This window comes from Kitasatospora sp. NPDC033851, from assembly GCF_055576085.1.
Genome location: NZ_JBVIRL010000037.1, coordinates 42,736 through 60,859 on the forward strand (window position 1 = coordinate 42,736; position 18,124 = coordinate 60,859).

The window sequence follows — 18,124 nt, forward strand, 5'->3', positions numbered from 1 at the left end:
CTTCGGCGTGCGCCGGGTCAGCCCTCCTGGGCGGTGGGACGGTCGGCGGTGAGGCGTCGGCCGTCGGCCGCGTCGCCGGTACGGGTCTCGGTGCGGCGGCCGCGGGCCAGGTAGTCGCGCAGGACCAGTTCGACGGCGTCCTGCGGGTTCGTGGTACCGGAGAGCATCATCGCGTCGATCGCGAGGTTCGCGTCGATGGTGACGGTGACCTGGGCCATGTGACTCCTCCTCGGGTGCGGAGCAGCAGCTTGCCCGTTGGGGCGGGGTTTCACCACGGGGATACGCCGGAACCCCCGGGGAGGAGCGACCAGACTCTCCCCGGGGGTGGCGGGTGGTCAGCGTTCGGAGGACGACTGACAGCTGACAGATGTTGAAATCTGTTATCTGTTATCTGTTGTCCGTCAGTCGAAATCCGTCGGCTGTCAGCCGTTCGCCGTGCTCAGACCCGGCCGGCGAAGTCCGGGGCCCAGTTGGCGACGGTCTGCTCGCGCACGCCCGAGCTCGGGTTGGCGGCCTCGACGTACTTGCCGCCGCCGACGTAGATCGCGACGTGGTAGACGCCCGAGTCCTGGCCGTTGTTGGACCAGAACAGCAGGTCGCCCGGCTGCAGGCTGTCCAGCGAGACGTGGGTGCTGGCGGCGGCCTGGTCGGCGGCGACGCGCGGGACGGAGATGCCCGCGGCGCGCAGCGCGGCCTGGGTCAGGCCGGAGCAGTCCCAGCCGCCGTTGCCGGTGCCGCCGTAGACGTAGGCCTGGCCGACCTTGGACTCGGCGAAGGCGACCGCGGCGGCCATGCTGCCGGTGGCGGCCTGGGCCGGGGCCTGGGTCTGCGCCTGGGCGGCCGGCTTGGCGGCCGGGGTCTGGGTCTGGGCCGCCGGCTTGGCGTTCACGGCACCGCCGTTCGCGGACTGACCGGACTTCTGCGAGCGGTTGAACCAGGTGAAGTCCGAGCCGGACTTGTCCGAGGAGGCGGACTGGTCGGTGGAGGCCGACTGCTGGGCCTGGCCGCCGTCGCCGAAGGACAGGTGCTGGCCCGGGTAGATGGTGTTCGGACCGTCGGTCAGGGTGCCGCGGTTGAGGTCGTACAGCCGCTGCCAGCCGCCCTGGACGTTGTGCTTGTCGGCGATCGAGGACAGCCAGTCGCCCTCGACCACGGTGTAGTCGCCGCTCTGGGCCTGCTGCTGGTGCTTCTGCGTCCAGTTGCCGGTGGCGGAGTCGGTGGCGGCCTGGGCAGCGTCCTGGGCGGGCGCGGCCGGCTTGGCGGCCGGGGCCTGGGTCTGCGCCGGCTTGGCGGCGGGCTTGGCGACCGGGGCGGCGGGCGCGGCGGGCTTGGCGGCGGTCGAGGTGTCGACGGACGCCGGGGCGCCACCCTTGGTGAGGCCGGCCTGGACCGAGCACACCGGCCAGGCGCCGGGGCCCTGCGAGGCGAGGACCTTCTCGGCGACGGCGATCTGCTGGTCCTTGGTGGCCAGGTCGGCGCGCGCGGCGTAGGCGGTGCCGCCGAAGGCGGACCAGGTGCTCTGGGTGAACTGGAGGCCGCCGTAGAAGCCGTTGCCGGTGTTGATGCTCCAGTTGCCGGTGCTCTCGCACTGGGCGACCTTGTCCCAGGTGGCGACGGAGGCCGCGGAGGCGGTGCCGGAGACGAGGCACGGGACGGTGAGGCCGACGCCCGCGACGCCGATGGCGGCGATCACGCGGCGGGTGCGGCTGGACAGACGGGTGCCGTTGGTGGGCAGCATGAAGACGCGGTCCTCTCCCACGCCTGCGAGGTGAGCTGTCGGATTCGGGCTGGAGTTGCCCGGCCGCGCGTGAGCGCGGCTTCACCCCTAGCCCTGGACGTTCCGGGGAACGGTCCGGGGCGACTTACCTGTGGGTCCCCCGCTCCTGCCGTGGTGCGTTTTCGCGCTTCCAGGACATCCGACGGCAGGACTCGGCGTTGCGGATGAACTGGGTCCGTGTGGCCACGAACGGGGAGCACGTTAAGCAGACTTAAGTTCAAACTGCAAATAGCTGTGACGCGCATCACGGTTTAGTGGGAACTGCCAAAATGTCAGGTAATCATGATCGTAAATGATCGTTTTTCGGCAATGCTGTTGCGGATGCCCACAACTGTCTTCGCCTCAGGAGTGACGTGACGGTGTGTTGAAGCGCGAAGCGGCGCGCCGTCCGAGCCAGGGGGGTGGCCGCGATTCGAGCGCCGGAGAGTGCGCTCACCATTTCCTAGCAAATGGCGCCAGAACGGACATTCCCTTCATTGCTCGCTTAACTCCTGTAACTCCCGTACGGCACAGGAAAGCAGCAGGAGGGGCAGCAGGAGAGGCAACAGGAGGGGCAACGAGAGAGGCAAAGCGAAGGGCCCGGAACGCAAGCCGTTCCGGGCCCTGTGTGCGCGCCGACCGGCGCGTGGTGTCCTTACTGTCCGGCAGGCGCCTCGGCGGCCGCGTGAGCGCGCCGGGCGCCCTCCACGACCCCCTCGGCCTCGGCGGCGGCCGCCGCCTCCGCCTCGGCCTGCGCCAGCTCCTCCGGGGACGGCGTGGGCAGCGCGGCCAGGTAGGTGGAGGCGATCAGCTGGCCGACGGTCGGGTACGCGCCCAGCGGCGCCGCCGACGGGCAGCCGGTCTCCTCGGCGGCCGTGGCGAGCAGCTCGGAGTCGGCCTCCGGCCCGATCACCAGCGGGGCCAGCGCCGGGCGCTGCGAGCCGGACTCCTTGAGGTGGTTGACGGCCGCGGCCACCGAGCCGGGCACGTCGAGCGCGGCGGCGACGACCGGGACGGCCAGTCGGGCGGCCAGCAGTACGCCGGTGATGCCGGCTGCGGCGGCGGCGTCCTCGCCGCCGACGGTGGTCAGGACCACGCCGTCCGCGGCGGTCGCGATGGCGAACAGCCGGGCCCGGTCGGCGCGGGCCAGCCCCGCCTCGGAGAGTCGCACGTGCACGGCCTCGGCGAGCAGCGGGTGCGGGCCCAGCGCGTCGGTGACCGGCGCGCCGTACTCGGCGGCGAGCGCGTGGAGTTCGGCCAGGAAACCGTGCGGACCGGGCACCAGCGGCACCAGGACGGGCGTCGGCAGCCCGGCCTCGGCGGCCATGGCCAGGAGCTCGGCGACGGTGCGGTCCTCGCCGCCGGCGCCCTCGGCGTAGTCGCCGGGGAGGTAGCCGACCGCGGCCTGGACGCCGTTCTGCTCGCTGCGGACGATGGAGAGCAGCTCCTCGACGACCGAGCGGGACTCGGGCCCGGCGGTCGCGGGCACGGCGAGCACCAGGGCCGGCGCGTTGGCCGGGATCGCGGGGCGCTCGGGACGACGGTGGCGCCCCCGCGCACGGGAGCCTGGAGTGCGGACGGGCAGTGGCGCGCCCGGAATGGCTGCGGTGCTCATGCCGGAGATCGTAGGACATCGGCCCGTCCGGCCTGCAGTCGGCTGCCGTACGGGTTTGGCGCGGTCGCGGTGCGGACCCGGTGTGTCCGCCGTGCCGGTCCGGGTGGTTTGCCCACAATCCGGACATTCCTCACCCAACCCCCGTGCGAGCACGGGCCATTGCTTTGACGTGCCCCACGTGGTGCGGCGTTGCGACTGTGGTGCGTGAGATGTCTCACAGTCCGGAGGTCGTCTGACGGAGGGTCACGGCGGCGCGACTCCCGGCATTCGAAGATCAACATTCAGCGGGGAGCCGCTCACGGCGGGTTATCGCGGCTCCGGTGATTCAGTCGACTATGTCCGTTTACGTACCGTCAGGGGAGACCCCGTGAAGAGTTCGGGGCCGCGGGTAAAAGGCCTCGTGCACCTGCAACGTCCCGTGCTGATGCACGTGCACTGCAGCTATCATCGCGTCAAGTGAGGCGTTGTGCCGGGCCGGTACGGGGCCGGTCCGTTCGTTCGGCGGTGCCGGGGGCGCCGCGCTGGACGACAACTCCGGAGCTCTTCGGGAGATTTCTATGCACGACTCGCACGACTCGCAGGACACGCACGGCTCGTACGACACCCACAACGGGATGGCCGCGGCCGATCTCACGGGGGTGGTCTGGCAGAAGAGCCGGCACAGCAACTCCCAGGGCAACTGCGTCGAGTTCGCGGCCCTGCCGGGCGGTGATGTGGCGATGCGCAACTCGCGCTTCCCGGACGGTCCGGCGCTCATCTACACCCGGGCCGAGATCGCCGCCCTGCTGTTGGGGGCCAAGGACGGGGAGTTCGACCACCTGGCGGTCTGACCGGCTGCCGTGCTTCACCATCGGGGGGCCGTCGTGGGTGCCGACACCACGACGGCCTTTGACTTTCCTGCCGTCTTCTCCGCTGTTGCCTTCCCGGCCACCGGCCGGGGCGAACCGCCGACGGGGCCTGGCGGAAGGGCCCGGGGCGTGGTCCTCCCGGGGCTTCCCTCGACCGGCCACTCGGCCGGCTGCCGTACCCGACGTCCTGCCGGACGTCCTGCCCGACGCCCTGCCCAACGTCCGAGCTGGCATGGGAGCGGGCCCTCGGCCCGCTGTTCGACCGGCCACGCGCCGCTCGGCGCTAGGCCGAGCGCCGGTGCCGTCCACCGACGTCGACCGGTCCGCCGAGCGCGTCGAGCGCCGAGCGTGCACCGATCTCCGCGTGCCCGCCGATCTCCGGGTGTCCGTCGAGCGTGCCGCCCGCCGGCTCCGCCTCGAACATGGCCCAGACCACCTTGCCGCTGCCCAGCGGGTGCCAGCCCCAGGAGCGGCTGAAGGACTCCACCAGGTGCAGCCCGCGGCCGGATTCGGCGACGAAGTCCGCTTCCCTGGCCGCCGGGCCGATGCTGCTCGGGTCGCTCACCGCGCAGACCACCTGGGGTGCGCGGTGCACCAGGCTTATTCGGATCGGCAGCCGCCCGTCCGGGGTCGCCCGTGTGGGAAAGTCGTACTCGCCCTGGGCGCCGCCCGCAGGGTCGGGCCGTGCGCCGATCGCATGCCGGAGCGCGTTCGTCACGAGTTCCGAGGCCACCAGCGCGACGTCGTCGAACAGCTCCGGCAGGCTCCAGCGCCGGAGCGTGGTCCGGGCGAAGTCGCGCGCGGTTCTGACGGCTTCGAAGCGAGGAGCGAGCGTACAGGTGACCACATGGGGGTCAACCGCCAAAGCCGTACCGGTGCTCATGAAGAGCTCCTCCCATAAGGGGGCGGACACGGCTGGACCCGCCGGGGTCATGCCGGTCACCTCCGACTCGCTCGGCCGCTCGGCCGCCCCCTCGACCAGACGCGCGCGCACTCGGCCGCCCGATGGCGCGGGGGGACGCCGTCGGACCGGTGCACGGAGTCGCGCGTGGGGTCGACGCGGAGCCCGCGGGATTGCCAGGGATGTGCAGGTGCACGTGCACCATGGTGGTGTGCGCTCACTGCAGATGCAAGAGTCGATTCACGTGCAGTCGCACTATTGGCATATGCAAGCGCCGGATGCACGTGCATCCTGGTGTGCGGAGTGCAGAACTGATAGGAACATCCGTCAGTATCGGCACCGTGAGCGCTCAACTGATGGCAGACTGTGCGCTGTTTGCCCTAGGTGGAGGTTTCGACCGCATGACCACAGTTCAGCCGGGCGGCGGCTCGATGGTCCGCCGGATCCTCCTCGGCTCGCAGCTGCGTCGCCTGCGTGAGGCGCGCGGCATCACCCGCGAAGACGCGGGCTACGCGATCCGAGCCTCCGAGTCCAAGATCAGCCGCATGGAACTCGGTCGCGTCAGCTTCAAGGAGCGCGACGTCGCCGACCTGCTCAGCCTGTACGGCGTCGACGACGGCATGGAGCGGGAAGCCCTGCTCGGCCTGGTCCGCGAGGCCAACAAGTCCGGCTGGTGGCACAGCTTCAACGACGTGCTGCCGGGCTGGTTCCAGACCTACGTCGGACTGGAGGAGGCCGCCCAGCTGATCCGCACCTACGAGGTGCAGTTCATCCCCGGGCTGCTGCAGTCCGAGGAGTACGCACGGGCGGTTTTCGGCCAGAGTCGGCCGGTCATCAGCGAGGAGGAGGTCGAACGGCGGGTCAGCCTCCGCCTGCGCCGCCAGAAGCTGCTGGCGGAGGGCGCCAGCCCGCGCCTGTGGGCGGTCATCGACGAGGCCGCGCTGCGCCGGCCGGTCGGCGGGCCGAAGGTGATGCGCGGTCAGGTGCAGTACCTGATCGACGTCGCCGAGCAGACCAACGTGGTGATCCAGGTCATGCCGTTCCGTTTTGGCGCGCACGCGGGCGAGTCCGGGGCGTTCACGATCCTGCGCTTCCCGGAGCAGGACCTCGCGGACGTGGTCTACCTGGAGCAGCTCACCAGCGCGCTGTACCTGGACAAGCGGGACGACGTCGACGCGTACATCCAGGTCATGGAGCGGCTCTGCGTGGACAGCCTCACGCCGGAGCGCACCATAGACCTGCTCGCCTCGATCCTGAAGGAGCGCTGACCCGCTGCCGTCCGGGATCCGTGAGGACCTTTCTTCGCGGATCCCCTCGGCAGCGGGTCGCGACCGGTAGGCCGCCCACCCGCCGTCAACCGCGGGCCGGCGGCCTTTCGTGTTCCGGCGGATCGGTCTGCGGTGAGTCGGTCTTCGGTCGGTCGATCTGCGGTGAGTCGGTCTGCGGCGGGTCGGCCTGGGGTGGGCAGCCGAGGCGCCAGGCCAGGCCGTAGCGGCGGAAGAGGTCGGCCCGGATCGGGGCCAGCGGGATCTCGGCGCCCGGCAGCAGCACCCCGATGCAGCCGCCCATCAACGCGCTGCGCAGCACCGCGTGCTCGGCGACCGGGTCCGGCGCGCCCCAGTCGCGCAGCAGTCCCTGCAGGATGGCGCCGAGTTGCTGCTGCTCCGGGTCCTGGACGAAGGCGCCGGTGTCCGGGTCGAGGATCAGCGCCAGGTGCGAGCGCATCACCCGGGGGTGGTCCATCGCCAGCCCGAGGACGGCGTCGATGGCGCGGGCCAGCCGGGCCTCGGGGGAGGAGCCGGGCGCCAGTTCCGCCAGCGCACCGGACAGCGACTGGTGCATCATCCGGTGCGTCGCGGCCTGCATCAGCAACCGTTTGCCGTCGAAGTAGTAGGAGAGCAGCCCGCGGGCGAGCCCGGCCCGCTCGGCGATGTCGGTCAGTGTGGTGCCCGCGTAACCACGCTGGTCAACCAGCTCGACGGTGGCCCGCATGATGCGTCGGCGGGAGCGCTGCCGCATCTCCTCATTGACCGAATCACCGCGAGGTGCCATCGTGTCTGCTCCGAACGTTCGTTGGCTCCGGGCCAATATACTTGCGAAGCCGACAGCCGCCCCGCACCGTGCCCCGACGGGTGCCCCCCCGGCGGCCGGTACGAAGACGGCCGGCTCCACCAACACGGGGGTTTGGTGGAGCCGGCGCCATTGCCCGAGGGCCTGGAATCGGCCGCGGGCGGGGCCCATGGGGTCAGTGCCCAGTACTCGGCACTTGGTACCCGGTGCTCGGCACTCAATCTCAGTGCTCGGTGAGGGCTCCGGTCCGGGCCACTGTCGGACCCGCTGACGGGTAATCATAGTCGGGCACCGGCGAAGGGATCGCGGCGCGGCGTCGGTCCACCAGCGCTCCGACCGTCGCGACCACCAGCCCGACCAGTGCGACCGCGGTGACGAACACCAACGCCGGGCGGTAGCCGTCAAGTTGGGCCTGCGGGCTGTCCCCGCCCGCACTGCCGGCCGTGATCATCGCGGTCGCCCCGGCCAGCACCACCGCGGTGCCGACCTGGATCGCGGTGTTCACCAGACCCGAGGCCAGGCCCTGCTCCTCGTCGGCCACGCCGTCGGTGGCGGCGATGTTCACCGAGGGGAAGGCGAGCGCGAAGCCCACGCCGAGCAGCAGCATCGAGGGCAGCACCAGGGCGACGTAGGAACTGTGCTCGTCCAGTCGCAGGAAGAGGGCGAAGGCGCCGACCAGGGCGAGCAGGCCGATCGGCAGCAGCCGCCCGGTGCCGAAGCGGTCCACGATCGGACCCATGAACGGCGCCGAGAGGGCGATGAACGCGCCGGCCGGCAGCAGTCCGAGGGCCATCTGCAGGGCCGACCAGCCGAGCAGGTGCTGCAGGTAGAGGGTGACCACGAACTGGAAGCCGCCGTACGCGCCGGTCATCGCGAAGGCGACCAGGTTGGCCCTGGCGACCGAACCGTTGCGGAAGATGCCGAGCCGGACCAACGGGTGGGCGGTGCGGCTCTCGACCAGCAGGAAGGCGGCGGCCAGCGCGGCGACCACGACCATCGAACCGAGCGTGCGCAGGCTCAGCCAGCCGGCGCCCTGCGCCTCGGTGACGGTGAAGACCAGCAGCAGCACGGTGGCGGTTCCGGTGATCGCGCCCAGTACGTCGTAGCCGCCCTTGGCGGGCTCCTCGACCGGGCGGGGGAGCAGGCGGATCGCGAAGACCAGGGCGAGCAGCGCGACCGGGACGGGCATCAGGAAGGTCCAGCGCCAGCCGACCGAGGTGAGCAGACCGCTCAGCACCAGGCCGAGCGAGAAGCCGCTGGCGCCGCAGGTGGTGTAGATCGACAGCGCGCGGTTGCGGGCCGGGCCCTCGGCGAAGGTGGTGGTGATGATCGACAGGCCGGCCGGGGCGGTGAAGGCGGCGCTGACGCCCTTGAGGAAGCGGGCCGCGATCAGCAGGCCGCCGTTGTCGACCAGGCCGCCGAGCAGTGAGGCGGCGGCGAAGACGGCCAGGGCGACCAGGAAGACCCGGCGACGGCCGAGCAGGTCGGCGGCGCGGCCGCCGAGCAGCAGCAGGCCGCCGTAGCCGAGCACGTAGCCGGAGACCACCCACTGCAGGGTGGAGGTGGACAGGTGCAGCTCGGAGCCGATGGACGGAAGGGCGACGCCCACCATCGAGACGTCCAGGGCGTCCAGGAACATGGCGGCGCAGAGCACGATCAGGGTGCCCCAGAGGCGGGGTGTCCAGTGCGGGCCGCTGGTTGACGGGGCGTCGGGTGACGTGACGGTCGCGGTGGTCATGGGGAGGACAGTACATGCACGTGCATTCAATGCAAATGAATTAGATGTGAACGCAATAATTGACGATGCAGGTGCTAGGGTGGCGGCGTGGCTGAACTCGACTCCCCGGCGGAGGCCGGTCTCGTTGCGCAGTGGCGCGAGCTGCTGGCCCGGCACGCTGCGGCCGCCTGCTTGCTCGACCGCGAGCTGGGCGACCGGTTCGGGCTGGGCATGAGCGAGTTCGAGGTGCTGGAGCGCCTCGTCGAGGGCTGCGACGCCGGTGACGGTCACGCGCTACGGGTGAGCGAGCTGGCGCCCACCGTCCACCTCAGCCAGAGCGCCCTCTCCCGGCTGATCGCCCGCCTGGAGAAGGCCGGACTGGTCACCCGGGCGATGTGCGAGAGCGACCGGCGGGGCATCGTGCTCACCCTCACCGAGGCCGGCCGGGAACGCTACGAGCAGGCCAGGCCGCTCCACCGCGAGGTGCTGGAGCTGACCCTCGGCGGCGAGCTCGGCAACGCCGGCGAAGTCCCGTCGGCCTGACCTGGCCGCGCTTGGCTGACTTTGCGTCACATTCCTTCTGCCCGGCCCGGGTTGGCTCAGAGGAGCGAGTGCAGCCCCGGGGCGACGGCCAGCAGGACGACCGCGGCGGGTGCGGCGAGAGCCGCGACGGTGAGCCGCAGCCGGTGCGAGACGGAGAGCCGCGGGCGGCCCGCGAGCAGCCGGTCCACCCGCTTCGGGGACTGCGCCAGGCCGGGCGGGCAGGAGCCGAACACCCCTCGGTCCAGGTTGAGTTCGGCCAGGGCGAGGGCGGTGGTGTGCCGGCCGTGCCGCCGTGCGGCGCGGTCGTCGGCCGCCAGCTCGACCAACTCCGCGACCTGGTCCCGGAAGGCGCTGAACACGCCGACGCCGGGGAAGCCGGAGGCGAGCGCCTGCGCGAACTGCTGCAGCCAGTGGTGCCGGGCCCGGACGTGGCCGCGCTCATGGCTCAGCACGGCCGCCAGCTCCCGGTCGGTCAGCTGCTGGAGGGCGCCGGTGGTGACCACCAGGCGGGAGTCCGGGCCCGGTAGCGACCACGCCTCCGGGCGGACGTTCTCCAGCACCACCAGCCGCTCACGACGGCTCCGAGTGGCCTCGATCGACTCGGGCAACTCCGGCGCCCGGGTCGTCAGTTGGGCGTGCCGACGGTCGCGCAGCGCCTTCGCCGTACGGACCTCGCGGGTGAGCGCCAGCACCGTCTGGACCCCACCGGCCGCCAGGACCGCTGCGCACAGCCGACCCCAGCCCTCGGCGTCCTGCAGGCCGTACGCGGCCTCCACACCGTGCGGTGCGCCCGAGAACAGCAGCGCGCGCAGCTCCGGCAGGGCGGCCGAGGCGGCCAGCAGCAGGCCCAGCGCGCAGGACAGCAGCACCGCCACCACGAGGCACTGCCACACCAGCAGTGCCAGCACCGGTTCGCGCTCCGCCCAGCGGGCCCGGGCCAGCAGCCGGGGCGCGACGGTCGAGAGCAGCAGTCCGAGCAGCAGCAGGCCGATCAGGGCAGGCATCGCGTGGGCTCCCCGAGTACGCACGGAACGCGACAGCGCGCTCCCCGCCAACCTATGCGCTGGCGACGCCCGGTGGAACGGCTTTCGACCGGCCAGTGACCAACGCCACGCGCGCGACCGGGGCTTGGTGTGCGAACGGGGGCGTCACATGGTCAGCAGCATGGCGAACATGCCGATGCCCATGGTGAGCCGGCAGGCCTGCGGCAGCCCGGCGGTGCCGACGGCGAGGGTGCCGGCCGGGGTGTGCAGCAGGCGGCTGCCGGCCCAGACGGTGTACCCGCCGAAGTAGAGGAGGAGGACGCCGGTCAGCAGCGGGACGCCCAGGCCGCCCGCGTGGTGGTGCTGGTGGCCGGGGGACACCGCCATCGCGACGGCCATGTACGTCATGGCGATCGCGCCGACCGCGTGGTGCAGCCGGTGAGCCCGGCCGGCGGGGGCGTGGACGGCGGCGAGCAGGAAGGCGGCGGCGGGGGCGCCGAACAGCGCGGCCCAGACGGCGGCCGGGACGGTGGCGCCGGTGACGGCCATCGCGGCCATGCCGAGCCCCATCAGGGCCTCGGCGGCGTCGGACTCCCGGGCGAGTGGGCGGTGTGCGGCGGACGCGGCGCCTGGGGCACCCGGGACGCCCTGGGCGCAGGGGGAGCGTCGCAGGCGGACCAGGCAGGAGGCGCCGGCCGCTGCGGTGAGGAGGGCGAGGAGCCAGTTGACCAGGATGGGTCCGTGCAACGGCGGCCTCCCGGGGCGGTGGGCGACCGGGGCGGCGAACAACGAACAGCGGTCAGCGAACAGATGATGAAAGCTGTCAGCTGTCGTCTGTCAGCTGCCGCCCGTCATCTGTTCGCCCGTCCATCTGTTCACCTGTGCGCCGACCCGTGCGCGGCGACGGTCGTCCACCCCACGATCACCGCTGCCGACCGGGCGCGGACAGGGCGCGTACGGGGGCGCACAGTGGTGCCCGTCGTGGTGAATGCCCTGGCCGCACACCGGTCGCCCGCCGCCCGGGCTCAGCCCTGGAGCCGCCCCGAGGCGACCACCCGGCTGAGGAACTGCCGGGTCCGCTCCTCCCGCGGATCGCCGAAGACCTGCTCCGGCGGCCCCTGTTCGAGTACCACCCCGTCGTCCAGGAAGCAGACCCGGTCGGCGACCTCGCGCGCGAATCCCATCTCGTGCGTGGAGAGGACCATCGTCATCCCCTGTTCCTTGAGGTCCCGCACCACCGAGAGCACCTCCCCGACCAGTACCGGGTCCAGCGCCGCGGTGATCTCGTCCAGGAGTAGCAGCCGGGGTCCGGTGGCCAGCGCCCGCACGATGGCGACGCGCTGCTGCTGCCCGCCGGAGAGCCGGTCCGGGTACTCCTGCGCCTTGGCTGCCAGCCCGAGCCGGTCGAGCAGCTCGAGCGCCCGCGCCTCCGCCTCGGCCCGCGCGACCCCGTGCACCCGGCGCGGCGCGAGGGTGATGTTCTCCAGCACGGTCATGTGCGGGAACAGGTTGTACGACTGGAACACCACCCCGATCCGGCGCCGGGCGGCGTCCTCGTCCGCGCGCGGATCGGTGATCTCCTCGCCGTCCAGGAAGATCGCGCCGTCGTCGATGCCCTCCAGCAGGTTGACGCACCGCATCAGCGTGGACTTCCCGGAGCCGGAGGCCCCGATCAGCGCCGTCACCGAGTGCTCGGGCACGGCGAGGTCCACGTCGCGCAGCACCACCTGGGTGCCGAAGGTCTTGCGCACCGATTCCAGCCGGAGCACTTCCGCCGTCACACCGCACCTCCCTGGAGCTGCCGACGGTTCATCCGCGCGGTCAGCCAGTCGGCGAACCGGGTCAGCGGAATGGTCAGCACGATGAACACCAGCCCCGCGAGCAGGTACGGCGTGAAGTTGAAGGACCGGGACGCGATGATCTTCGCCGCGTACACCGCGTCGATCGCACCGCCGATCGAGACCAGCCCGGTGTCCTTCTGAAGGCTCACCAGGTTGTTGAGCAGTGGCGGAACCACCCGGCGGACCGCCTGCGGCAGCACGACGTACCGCATGGCCTGCGCGTTGGTCAGCCCCAGTGACCGCGCTGCGGCCCGCTGGCTCGGGTGCACCGACTCGATGCCGGAGCGGAACACCTCCGACACGTACGCCGAGTACGTCAGGACCAGCGCCGCCCCGCCCAGCAGGAGCGGATCGGTGGTCACCCCGGTCAGCCGCAGCGCCGGCACCCCGGTGATCACCACCAGCAGGCAGATGATCATCGGCAGCCCGAGGAAGAAGTCCACGTACGCGGTGGCCAGCAGCCGCACGGGCAGGAACACCGGCCCGCGCAGCGTCCGCAGTACCGCGAGCAACAGGCCGAACACCAGGATCAGCACCCCGCAGCCGAGCATCAGCTCAAGGTTCACCCGCAGCCCCTTCAGTACCTCGGGCAGCGCCTGTCGGGCGTATCCGAGGTTGAAGAAGGTTCGCCGAGTCACTTCCCAGCCGGGGGAGTTGACGATCAGCAGGTAGAGCGCGGCCGCCGTCACCAGGGTCGACGAGGCGGCGATCAGCGCCGAGCGGCGGGCCCGGGCGCGCCGGTACGCCTCGTGCGCGAGGCGCCGCTCGGAGGGGCGGTAGCCGTCGTCCCCTTCTTCCACGCGCTTCGCGAGTGCCGCGGCTCCGGTTGCCGTCGTGTCCCCGCCCACGCCGGGGCTCGTCTCCCCGCCCACGCTGGGGCTCGTCTCCCCGCCCACGCTGGGGCTCGTGTCTGCGCTCACTTCAGCACCGGCGCGGAGACGGCGTCGGAGAGCCACTGCTTCTCCAGCTTCGCCAGCGTGCCGTCGGAGCGCAGCGCGTCCACCGCCTGCGACACGCAGCCGGTCAGCTTGGAGCCCTTGTCCAGCACCAGGCCGAACTGCTCGCCCTGTGAGGCCGTCTCGAACTGGCCCACCACCTGGGCCTCCGGCACCTCGGCACCGGTGATGTAGAAGGCGGTCGGCAGGTCCACCACCAGGGCCTCGATCTGCCCGTTCCTCAGCGCGGCCTTGGCCAGGTCGTTGGAGTCGAAGACGGCCGGCTGGCTGCTCGGCTTGATGACGCCGGTGATGGTGTCCAGGCTGGTGGTGCCGACCTGCGCGCCGAGCTTGGCGCCCTTGAGGTCGGCGATGCTCTTCGCACCCGCCGCCTTGGAGTTCTTCAGCGCGATGACGGCCTGGCGCACGTCGTAGTAGCCGGAGGAGAAGTCCACCGCCTGCTTGCGCTCGTCGCTGATCGACACCTGGTTGATGTCGAAGTCGAAGTCCTTGGCGCCCGGCGCGGTCGCCTTGCCGAACGGCGCGACCACCCAGCTGACCTTGTCCTTCGGGTAGCCCAGCTTCTCCGCCACCGCGTAGGCCACGGCCGACTCGAAGCCCTTGCCGTTCTCCGGCTTGTCCTCGGAGAACCAGGGGTCGTACGCGGGCTTGTCGGTGCCGACGGTCAGCGTCCCGGCCGTACGCGTCGCCAGCGCCCCCGGTGCGCAGCCCGCCGCCGTGACGGCCGCGCCGGAGGCGGCGTCGGACGTCGAGTCCTGCGGGGCGCACGCGCTCAGCGTGGCCGCGGCGGCGACCAGCGCGGCGAGGGACAGTACGGCGGACGGCTTGCGGAGGGTCATGGCGGGGCTCCAGAGGAAGGACCGGGAGTGACAGGTCGGGAGTGACAGGTCGGGAGTGACCGGGTCGGTTGGGACGGGTCGGGAGTGACAGGTGGGTTGGGACAGAGGGGGCGCGGCGGGGCGGGCCGGGTCCCGGCGGGTCACTTCCCCCCGGTGGCGGCGCCGGAACACACACGGCATGGTCGGCGTACGGGCCCACGTCCGCGGTCCCCCCGGGCCGGATCGACAGCAGTCGGGTCGACAGCGGCCGGACAGCGGCCGGTGGCCGGATCAACAACAGCGGCGACAGCGACAGCAGAGACCGCGCGCGCGGCAGCGACAGCAGAGGCAGGCGTGCCGGCGGGAGGGCGCGCGGAACGGGCTGTCGTGGCCTACGGGCACCGTGATCACCGCCGGGAGCATGCCGGGAGGTTCGCATCAGACCTGCGCATCTGTCCAGAACATCCAGATCACCGTCCACATGCCGGACATCGGGCCTCTCGGCGCAGGTTTTCGGGCCTGAGGGGCGGCTCGCCGCAGCTTTGCCGGTCCGGACCCCCTTGAACGGGAGAACCTTTCGTACTTATGGTGTCCCCGTTGAAATAACTCCTGTCGAAGTGAGTCCACGATGCAGAATCTTTCGCCAAGGCTCGCTGCGGCGGCCGACGCCCCGGTCTCGACCTTCGCCGGCCACCCGGCCTGGCTGCGTCTGAAGGAGGCTGTCGAGGCGCTGCGCCCGCTGCAGTCCAAGGACGGCTCGATCGACCTGGCCGCCGTCCAGCGGCACACCGTCGACCCGCTGGTCGCCACCGTCCGTGCGGCCGTCGAGGAGCTCGCCCCGAACTTCCCGCACGACGCCGCGTACCTCGCCGCCATCGACGCGGACCTCGCCAAGTGGGCCGACACCGGCTACCGCGAGCCCGACTTCCTGGACTCGCTGCTCGCCTTCCAGCCCGCCGACCAGCGCGAGGACGGCCTGGAGCACCTGGTCGTCTTCCCGATGTACACCCAGAACGGCAACCCGAACCGCAACCTGGAAGCCGTCCTGCTGCGCGTCGTCTGGCCAGACTGGCTGGCCGAGCTGGAGCGCACCCGCTTCGACAACCCGATGTTCGTGCCGATCACCTTCACCGACTTCACGGCCGGCTACGACACCAACTCCGCCGTGCTCTTCCCCGAGACGGTCTCCGTGCGCAAGGCGCCGGAACGTTTCACCTGGGGCGGCATCTTCTGTGACCGCGAGGCCGCCCGCTTCCGCGCCGTCTCCACCAGCGCCGTCCAGCAGCTCGGCCTGGAGATCCCGGCCGACGCCGAGGGCCTGCTCCAGGACCAGCAGCGCGCGCAGGAGACCTTCGTCCTGTGGGACCTCGTCCACGACCGCACCCACAGCCACGGCGACCTGCCGTTCGACCCCTTCATGATCAAGCAGCGCAGCCCGTTCTGGATGTACGGCCTGGAAGAGCTCCGCTGCGACCTCACCACCTTCAAGGAGGCGGTGCAGCTCGAGGCCGAGGGCAACCCGCACGCCCGCGACGTCCAGTACGCGATCCTCTTCGACCGCATGTTCCGTTTCCCGGTCAGCGGCGACCGCGTGCGCAACTACGACGGCCTCGGCGGCCAGCTCCTCTTCGCCTACCTGCACAAGCACGACGCGCTGCGCTGGCGGGACAACCGCCTCACGATCGACTGGGAGCGCGCCCCGCAGGTCACCAACGGGCTCTGCGCGGAGATCGAGAAGCTGTACCGCGACGGCATCGACCGGCCCAAGCCGGCCCACTGGATCGCCGCCTACGAGCTGGTCTCCCAGTACCTCACCCCGCACCCCGCCTCCACCTGGGCGAAGGGCCCCGAGGCCCTCCCGCTCGACATCACCGACGGCAAGGCCCTCAACAAGGCCCTGTGCGACGCCGTGCTCCCGGACGAGTTCCCGCTGAGCATGTTCTACGAGGCCCTCAACAAGAAGCTGAGCGGCGTCATCGCCTCCACCACCGGCATCACCGGTAACGGCATCCAGGGAGCAGCAGCGTGACCACCTCTTCCAACGCCCCGCTGGCCGACAAGGTCATCGCCGTCGCCGGAGCCAGCGGCCCGGCCGGCCGCGCGGTGCTGCGCCGCCTCGCCGCCGACGGCGCCACCGTGATCGGTGCCGACATCGACGCCCAGCGCCTCGAGTCCGCCCTGGACGCCACCCGGGTGGCAGTGCGCGGAGCCAAGGTCAGCGGCCAGGTCATCGACCTGCTCGACCCGCAGGAGGTCCACGACTGGGCCGACCACCTGGAGTCCGAGCACGGCCACGTCGACGGCCTCTTCCACCTCGTCGGCGGCTGGCGCGGCAGCAAGACCTTCTTCGACAGCCGGCTGGACGACTGGGACTTCCTGCACGACACCGTCGTGCGCACCCTCCAGCACACCTCGCTGGCCTTCCAGCCCGCGCTGGTCCGCAGCTCCGCCGGCCGCTACGCGATGATCTCCGCCTCGGCCGCGCACAAGCCCACCGCCGGTGGCGCCGCCTACGCGGCCGCCAAGGCCGCCACCGAGGCGTGGACCCTCGCCATGGCCGACTCCTTCAAGAAGGAGACCACCTCCCCGGACGGCGAGCCCACCGCAGCGGCTGCGATCCTGGTGATCAAGGCGTTGGTCAGCCCCGAAATGCGGGCCGAGAAGCCGGAGGCGAAGTTCGCCGGCTTCACCGACACCGCCGACCTCGCCGACCACCTGGCGGGCCTCTGGGACCGCCCCGCAGCAGAACTGAACGGACAGCACCTGTGGCTGACAGCCCGATGACCGACCTCACCCGTACGGACGCGGTACGGCGGCACGACCCCGCCGTCCGCGGCTTCGCCAGCGACAACTACGCCGGCGTGCACCCGGAGGTCCTCGCCGCGATCGCCCTCGCCAACGGTGGCCACCAGGTCGCCTACGGAGAGGACGACTACACGGCCCACCTCCAGGACGTCTTCCGCCGCCACTTCGGCGAGAAGGCCGAGGCGTACCCCGTCTTCAACGGCACCGGCGCCAACGTGGTCGCCCTCCAGTCGCTGCTCCCGCGCTGGGGCGCGGTCGTCTGCGCCGAGAGCGCCCACATCCACGTGGACGAGGGCGGCGCCCCGGAGAAGATGGGCGGCATCAAGCTGCTCACCATCCCCACTCCGGACGGCAAGCTCACCCCTGAGCTGCTCGACCAGCAGGCCTGGGGCTACGGCGACGAGCACCGCGCGCAGCCGCTCGCGGTCTCCATCACCCAGAGCACCGAGCTCGGCACCCTCTACACCGTCGACGAGATCCGCGCGATCACCGAGCACGCCCACCAGCTGGGCATGCTCGTCCATGTCGACGGCTCCCGCCTGGCCAACGCGGCCGCCTCGCTCGGCCAGCCGCTGCGCGCCTTCACGACCGACGTGGGCGTCGACGTGCTGTCCTTCGGCGGGACGAAGAACGGCCTGCTGTTCGGCGAGGTCGTGGTGGTGCTCAACCCCGAGCGGGTCCGCAACATCAAGTACCTCCGCAAGACCTCGATGCAGCTGGCCTCGAAGATGCGCTTCGCGTCGGTCCAGTTCGAGGCCCTGCTCTCCGGCGACCTCTACCTGCGCAACGCCGGCCACGCCAACGCGATGGCCAGCCGCCTGGAGGCTGCGGTCCGGAACATCGACGGCGTCGAGGTCGTGCGTCCGGTCCAGGCGAACGCGGTGTTCGCGATCCTCCCGCGCGAGGTGAGCGAGCGGCTGCAGAAGCGTTACCGCTTCTACTTCTGGAACGAGCACACCGGTGAGGTGCGCTGGATGTGTTCCTTCGACACCACGGAGGCTGACATCGACGCCTTCGCGGCGGCCATCGCCGAGGAGATGGGCCGCGCCTGACGGTGCTCGAACAACGAATCGCCCCTGCCCGGGACCCCGGGCAGGGGCGATTTGCATGTGGCGGGCCCGTCCCCGTACAGTTCCGGAGTCGCCACGGGAGACCGGGGCGGCAAAGCGGAAAGCGAATCCGATGAATGAAACTCCGGAAAACGGAGCGGAAAACATCTGATAAGCTTGAAACACGAAAGAACGAAGCCCGGAGGGTCCGCTGGAAGGCGG

16 protein-coding genes, 1 pseudogene and 1 riboswitch are annotated in these 18,124 nt (G+C 71.4%); of the genes and pseudogenes, 6 read left to right on the forward strand and 11 right to left on the reverse strand.

Translation table 11 applies throughout. The features are described 5' to 3' along the window. Positions 1-17: 17 nt before the first annotated feature. The 3 genes from ACZ51D_RS39085 to ACZ51D_RS39095 all read right to left on the reverse strand — a co-directional run bounded on the left by ACZ51D_RS39085 (position 18) and on the right by ACZ51D_RS39095 (position 3,371). On the reverse strand, positions 18-218 hold the full coding sequence (locus tag ACZ51D_RS39085; RefSeq protein ID WP_465619988.1) for a hypothetical protein: 201 nt from the start codon (positions 216-218) through the stop codon (positions 18-20). Between the two features lie 221 nt (positions 219-439). After that, on the reverse strand, positions 440-1,738 hold the full coding sequence (locus ACZ51D_RS39090; protein WP_465665068.1) for a transglycosylase family protein: 1,299 nt from the start codon (positions 1,736-1,738) through the stop codon (positions 440-442). Positions 1,739-1,745: 7 nt separating this feature from the next. Beyond that, positions 1,746-1,914, reverse strand: a riboswitch (cyclic di-AMP (ydaO/yuaA leader). A gap of 497 nt (positions 1,915-2,411) precedes the next feature. Then, positions 2,412-3,371 (reverse strand): sirohydrochlorin chelatase family protein, encoded by a 960-nt coding sequence (locus ACZ51D_RS39095; protein ID WP_465619990.1) that lies wholly within the window; start codon positions 3,369-3,371, stop codon positions 2,412-2,414. Positions 3,372-3,928: 557 nt separating this feature from the next. Between ACZ51D_RS39095 and ACZ51D_RS39100 the strand changes: the two genes are divergently transcribed. Further along, complete coding sequence (locus tag ACZ51D_RS39100) at positions 3,929-4,201, forward strand: DUF397 domain-containing protein (protein ID WP_360509746.1); 273 nt, start codon at positions 3,929-3,931, stop codon at positions 4,199-4,201. A gap of 427 nt (positions 4,202-4,628) precedes the next feature. Here the strand turns inward: ACZ51D_RS39100 and ACZ51D_RS39105 are convergent. Further along, a pseudogene (locus ACZ51D_RS39105) lies at positions 4,629-5,102 on the reverse strand (ATP-binding protein); the annotation flags it as partial. Between the two features lie 419 nt (positions 5,103-5,521). On the opposite strand from ACZ51D_RS39105, the gene ACZ51D_RS39110 reads away from it, so the two are divergent. Continuing rightward, positions 5,522-6,388, forward strand: a complete 867-nt coding sequence (locus tag ACZ51D_RS39110) for a helix-turn-helix domain-containing protein (RefSeq protein WP_360509744.1) — start codon at positions 5,522-5,524, stop codon at positions 6,386-6,388. 85 nt (positions 6,389-6,473) lie between these two features. Here ACZ51D_RS39110 and ACZ51D_RS39115 read toward each other — a convergent pair whose 3' ends face one another. Both ACZ51D_RS39115 and ACZ51D_RS39120 read right to left on the reverse strand, forming a co-directional pair. Then, complete coding sequence (locus ACZ51D_RS39115) at positions 6,474-7,139, reverse strand: TetR/AcrR family transcriptional regulator (RefSeq protein ID WP_465665054.1); 666 nt, start codon at positions 7,137-7,139, stop codon at positions 6,474-6,476. A 274-nt stretch (positions 7,140-7,413) separates the two neighbouring features. Beyond that, a complete protein-coding gene (locus ACZ51D_RS39120) occupies positions 7,414-8,928 on the reverse strand; it encodes an MFS transporter (RefSeq protein ID WP_465619993.1) in 1,515 nt (504 codons plus the stop codon). Positions 8,929-9,015: 87 nt separating this feature from the next. Here ACZ51D_RS39120 and ACZ51D_RS39125 point away from each other — a divergent pair, with 87 nt between their 5' ends. Further along, positions 9,016-9,450, forward strand: a complete 435-nt coding sequence (locus ACZ51D_RS39125; RefSeq protein ID WP_360509738.1) for a MarR family winged helix-turn-helix transcriptional regulator — start codon at positions 9,016-9,018, stop codon at positions 9,448-9,450. A gap of 56 nt (positions 9,451-9,506) precedes the next feature. On the opposite strand, the gene ACZ51D_RS39130 is transcribed toward ACZ51D_RS39125, so the two are convergent. The 5 genes from ACZ51D_RS39130 to ACZ51D_RS39150 all read right to left on the reverse strand — a co-directional run bounded on the left by ACZ51D_RS39130 (position 9,507) and on the right by ACZ51D_RS39150 (position 14,069). Beyond that, entirely contained in the window at positions 9,507-10,454 is a 948-nt protein-coding gene (locus ACZ51D_RS39130) for a M56 family metallopeptidase (RefSeq protein WP_465665056.1), read from the reverse strand. A gap of 144 nt (positions 10,455-10,598) precedes the next feature. After that, positions 10,599-11,180 carry a DUF5134 domain-containing protein gene (locus ACZ51D_RS39135; protein WP_465665058.1) on the reverse strand — a complete coding sequence of 194 codons (582 nt, stop codon included), beginning with the start codon at positions 11,178-11,180 and terminating at the stop codon, positions 10,599-10,601. Positions 11,181-11,458: 278 nt separating this feature from the next. Then, positions 11,459-12,214, reverse strand: a complete 756-nt coding sequence (locus ACZ51D_RS39140) for an amino acid ABC transporter ATP-binding protein (RefSeq protein ID WP_465665060.1) — start codon at positions 12,212-12,214, stop codon at positions 11,459-11,461. Continuing rightward, positions 12,211-13,074, reverse strand: coding sequence for an amino acid ABC transporter permease (locus ACZ51D_RS39145; protein ID WP_465665062.1), 864 nt, complete (start codon positions 13,072-13,074; stop codon positions 12,211-12,213). The genes ACZ51D_RS39140 and ACZ51D_RS39145 overlap by 4 nt, the downstream gene beginning before the upstream one ends. A gap of 116 nt (positions 13,075-13,190) precedes the next feature. Further along, complete coding sequence (locus tag ACZ51D_RS39150; RefSeq protein WP_465665064.1) at positions 13,191-14,069, reverse strand: ABC transporter substrate-binding protein; 879 nt, start codon at positions 14,067-14,069, stop codon at positions 13,191-13,193. Positions 14,070-14,676: 607 nt separating this feature from the next. Between ACZ51D_RS39150 and ACZ51D_RS39155 the strand changes: the two genes are divergently transcribed. The 3 genes from ACZ51D_RS39155 to ACZ51D_RS39165 are packed head-to-tail and all read left to right on the forward strand — an operon-like array spanning position 14,677 to position 17,905. Beyond that, positions 14,677-16,077, forward strand: coding sequence for a DUF6421 family protein (locus ACZ51D_RS39155; RefSeq protein WP_465665066.1), 1,401 nt, complete (start codon positions 14,677-14,679; stop codon positions 16,075-16,077). Further along, on the forward strand, positions 16,074-16,832 hold the full coding sequence (locus ACZ51D_RS39160; protein ID WP_465620003.1) for an SDR family NAD(P)-dependent oxidoreductase: 759 nt from the start codon (positions 16,074-16,076) through the stop codon (positions 16,830-16,832). Before ACZ51D_RS39155 ends, ACZ51D_RS39160 begins: the two co-directional genes overlap by 4 nt. Next, entirely contained in the window at positions 16,829-17,905 is a 1,077-nt protein-coding gene (locus ACZ51D_RS39165) for a threonine aldolase family protein (RefSeq protein ID WP_465665070.1), read from the forward strand. Before ACZ51D_RS39160 ends, ACZ51D_RS39165 begins: the two co-directional genes overlap by 4 nt. Positions 17,906-18,124: the final 219 nt, after the last annotated feature.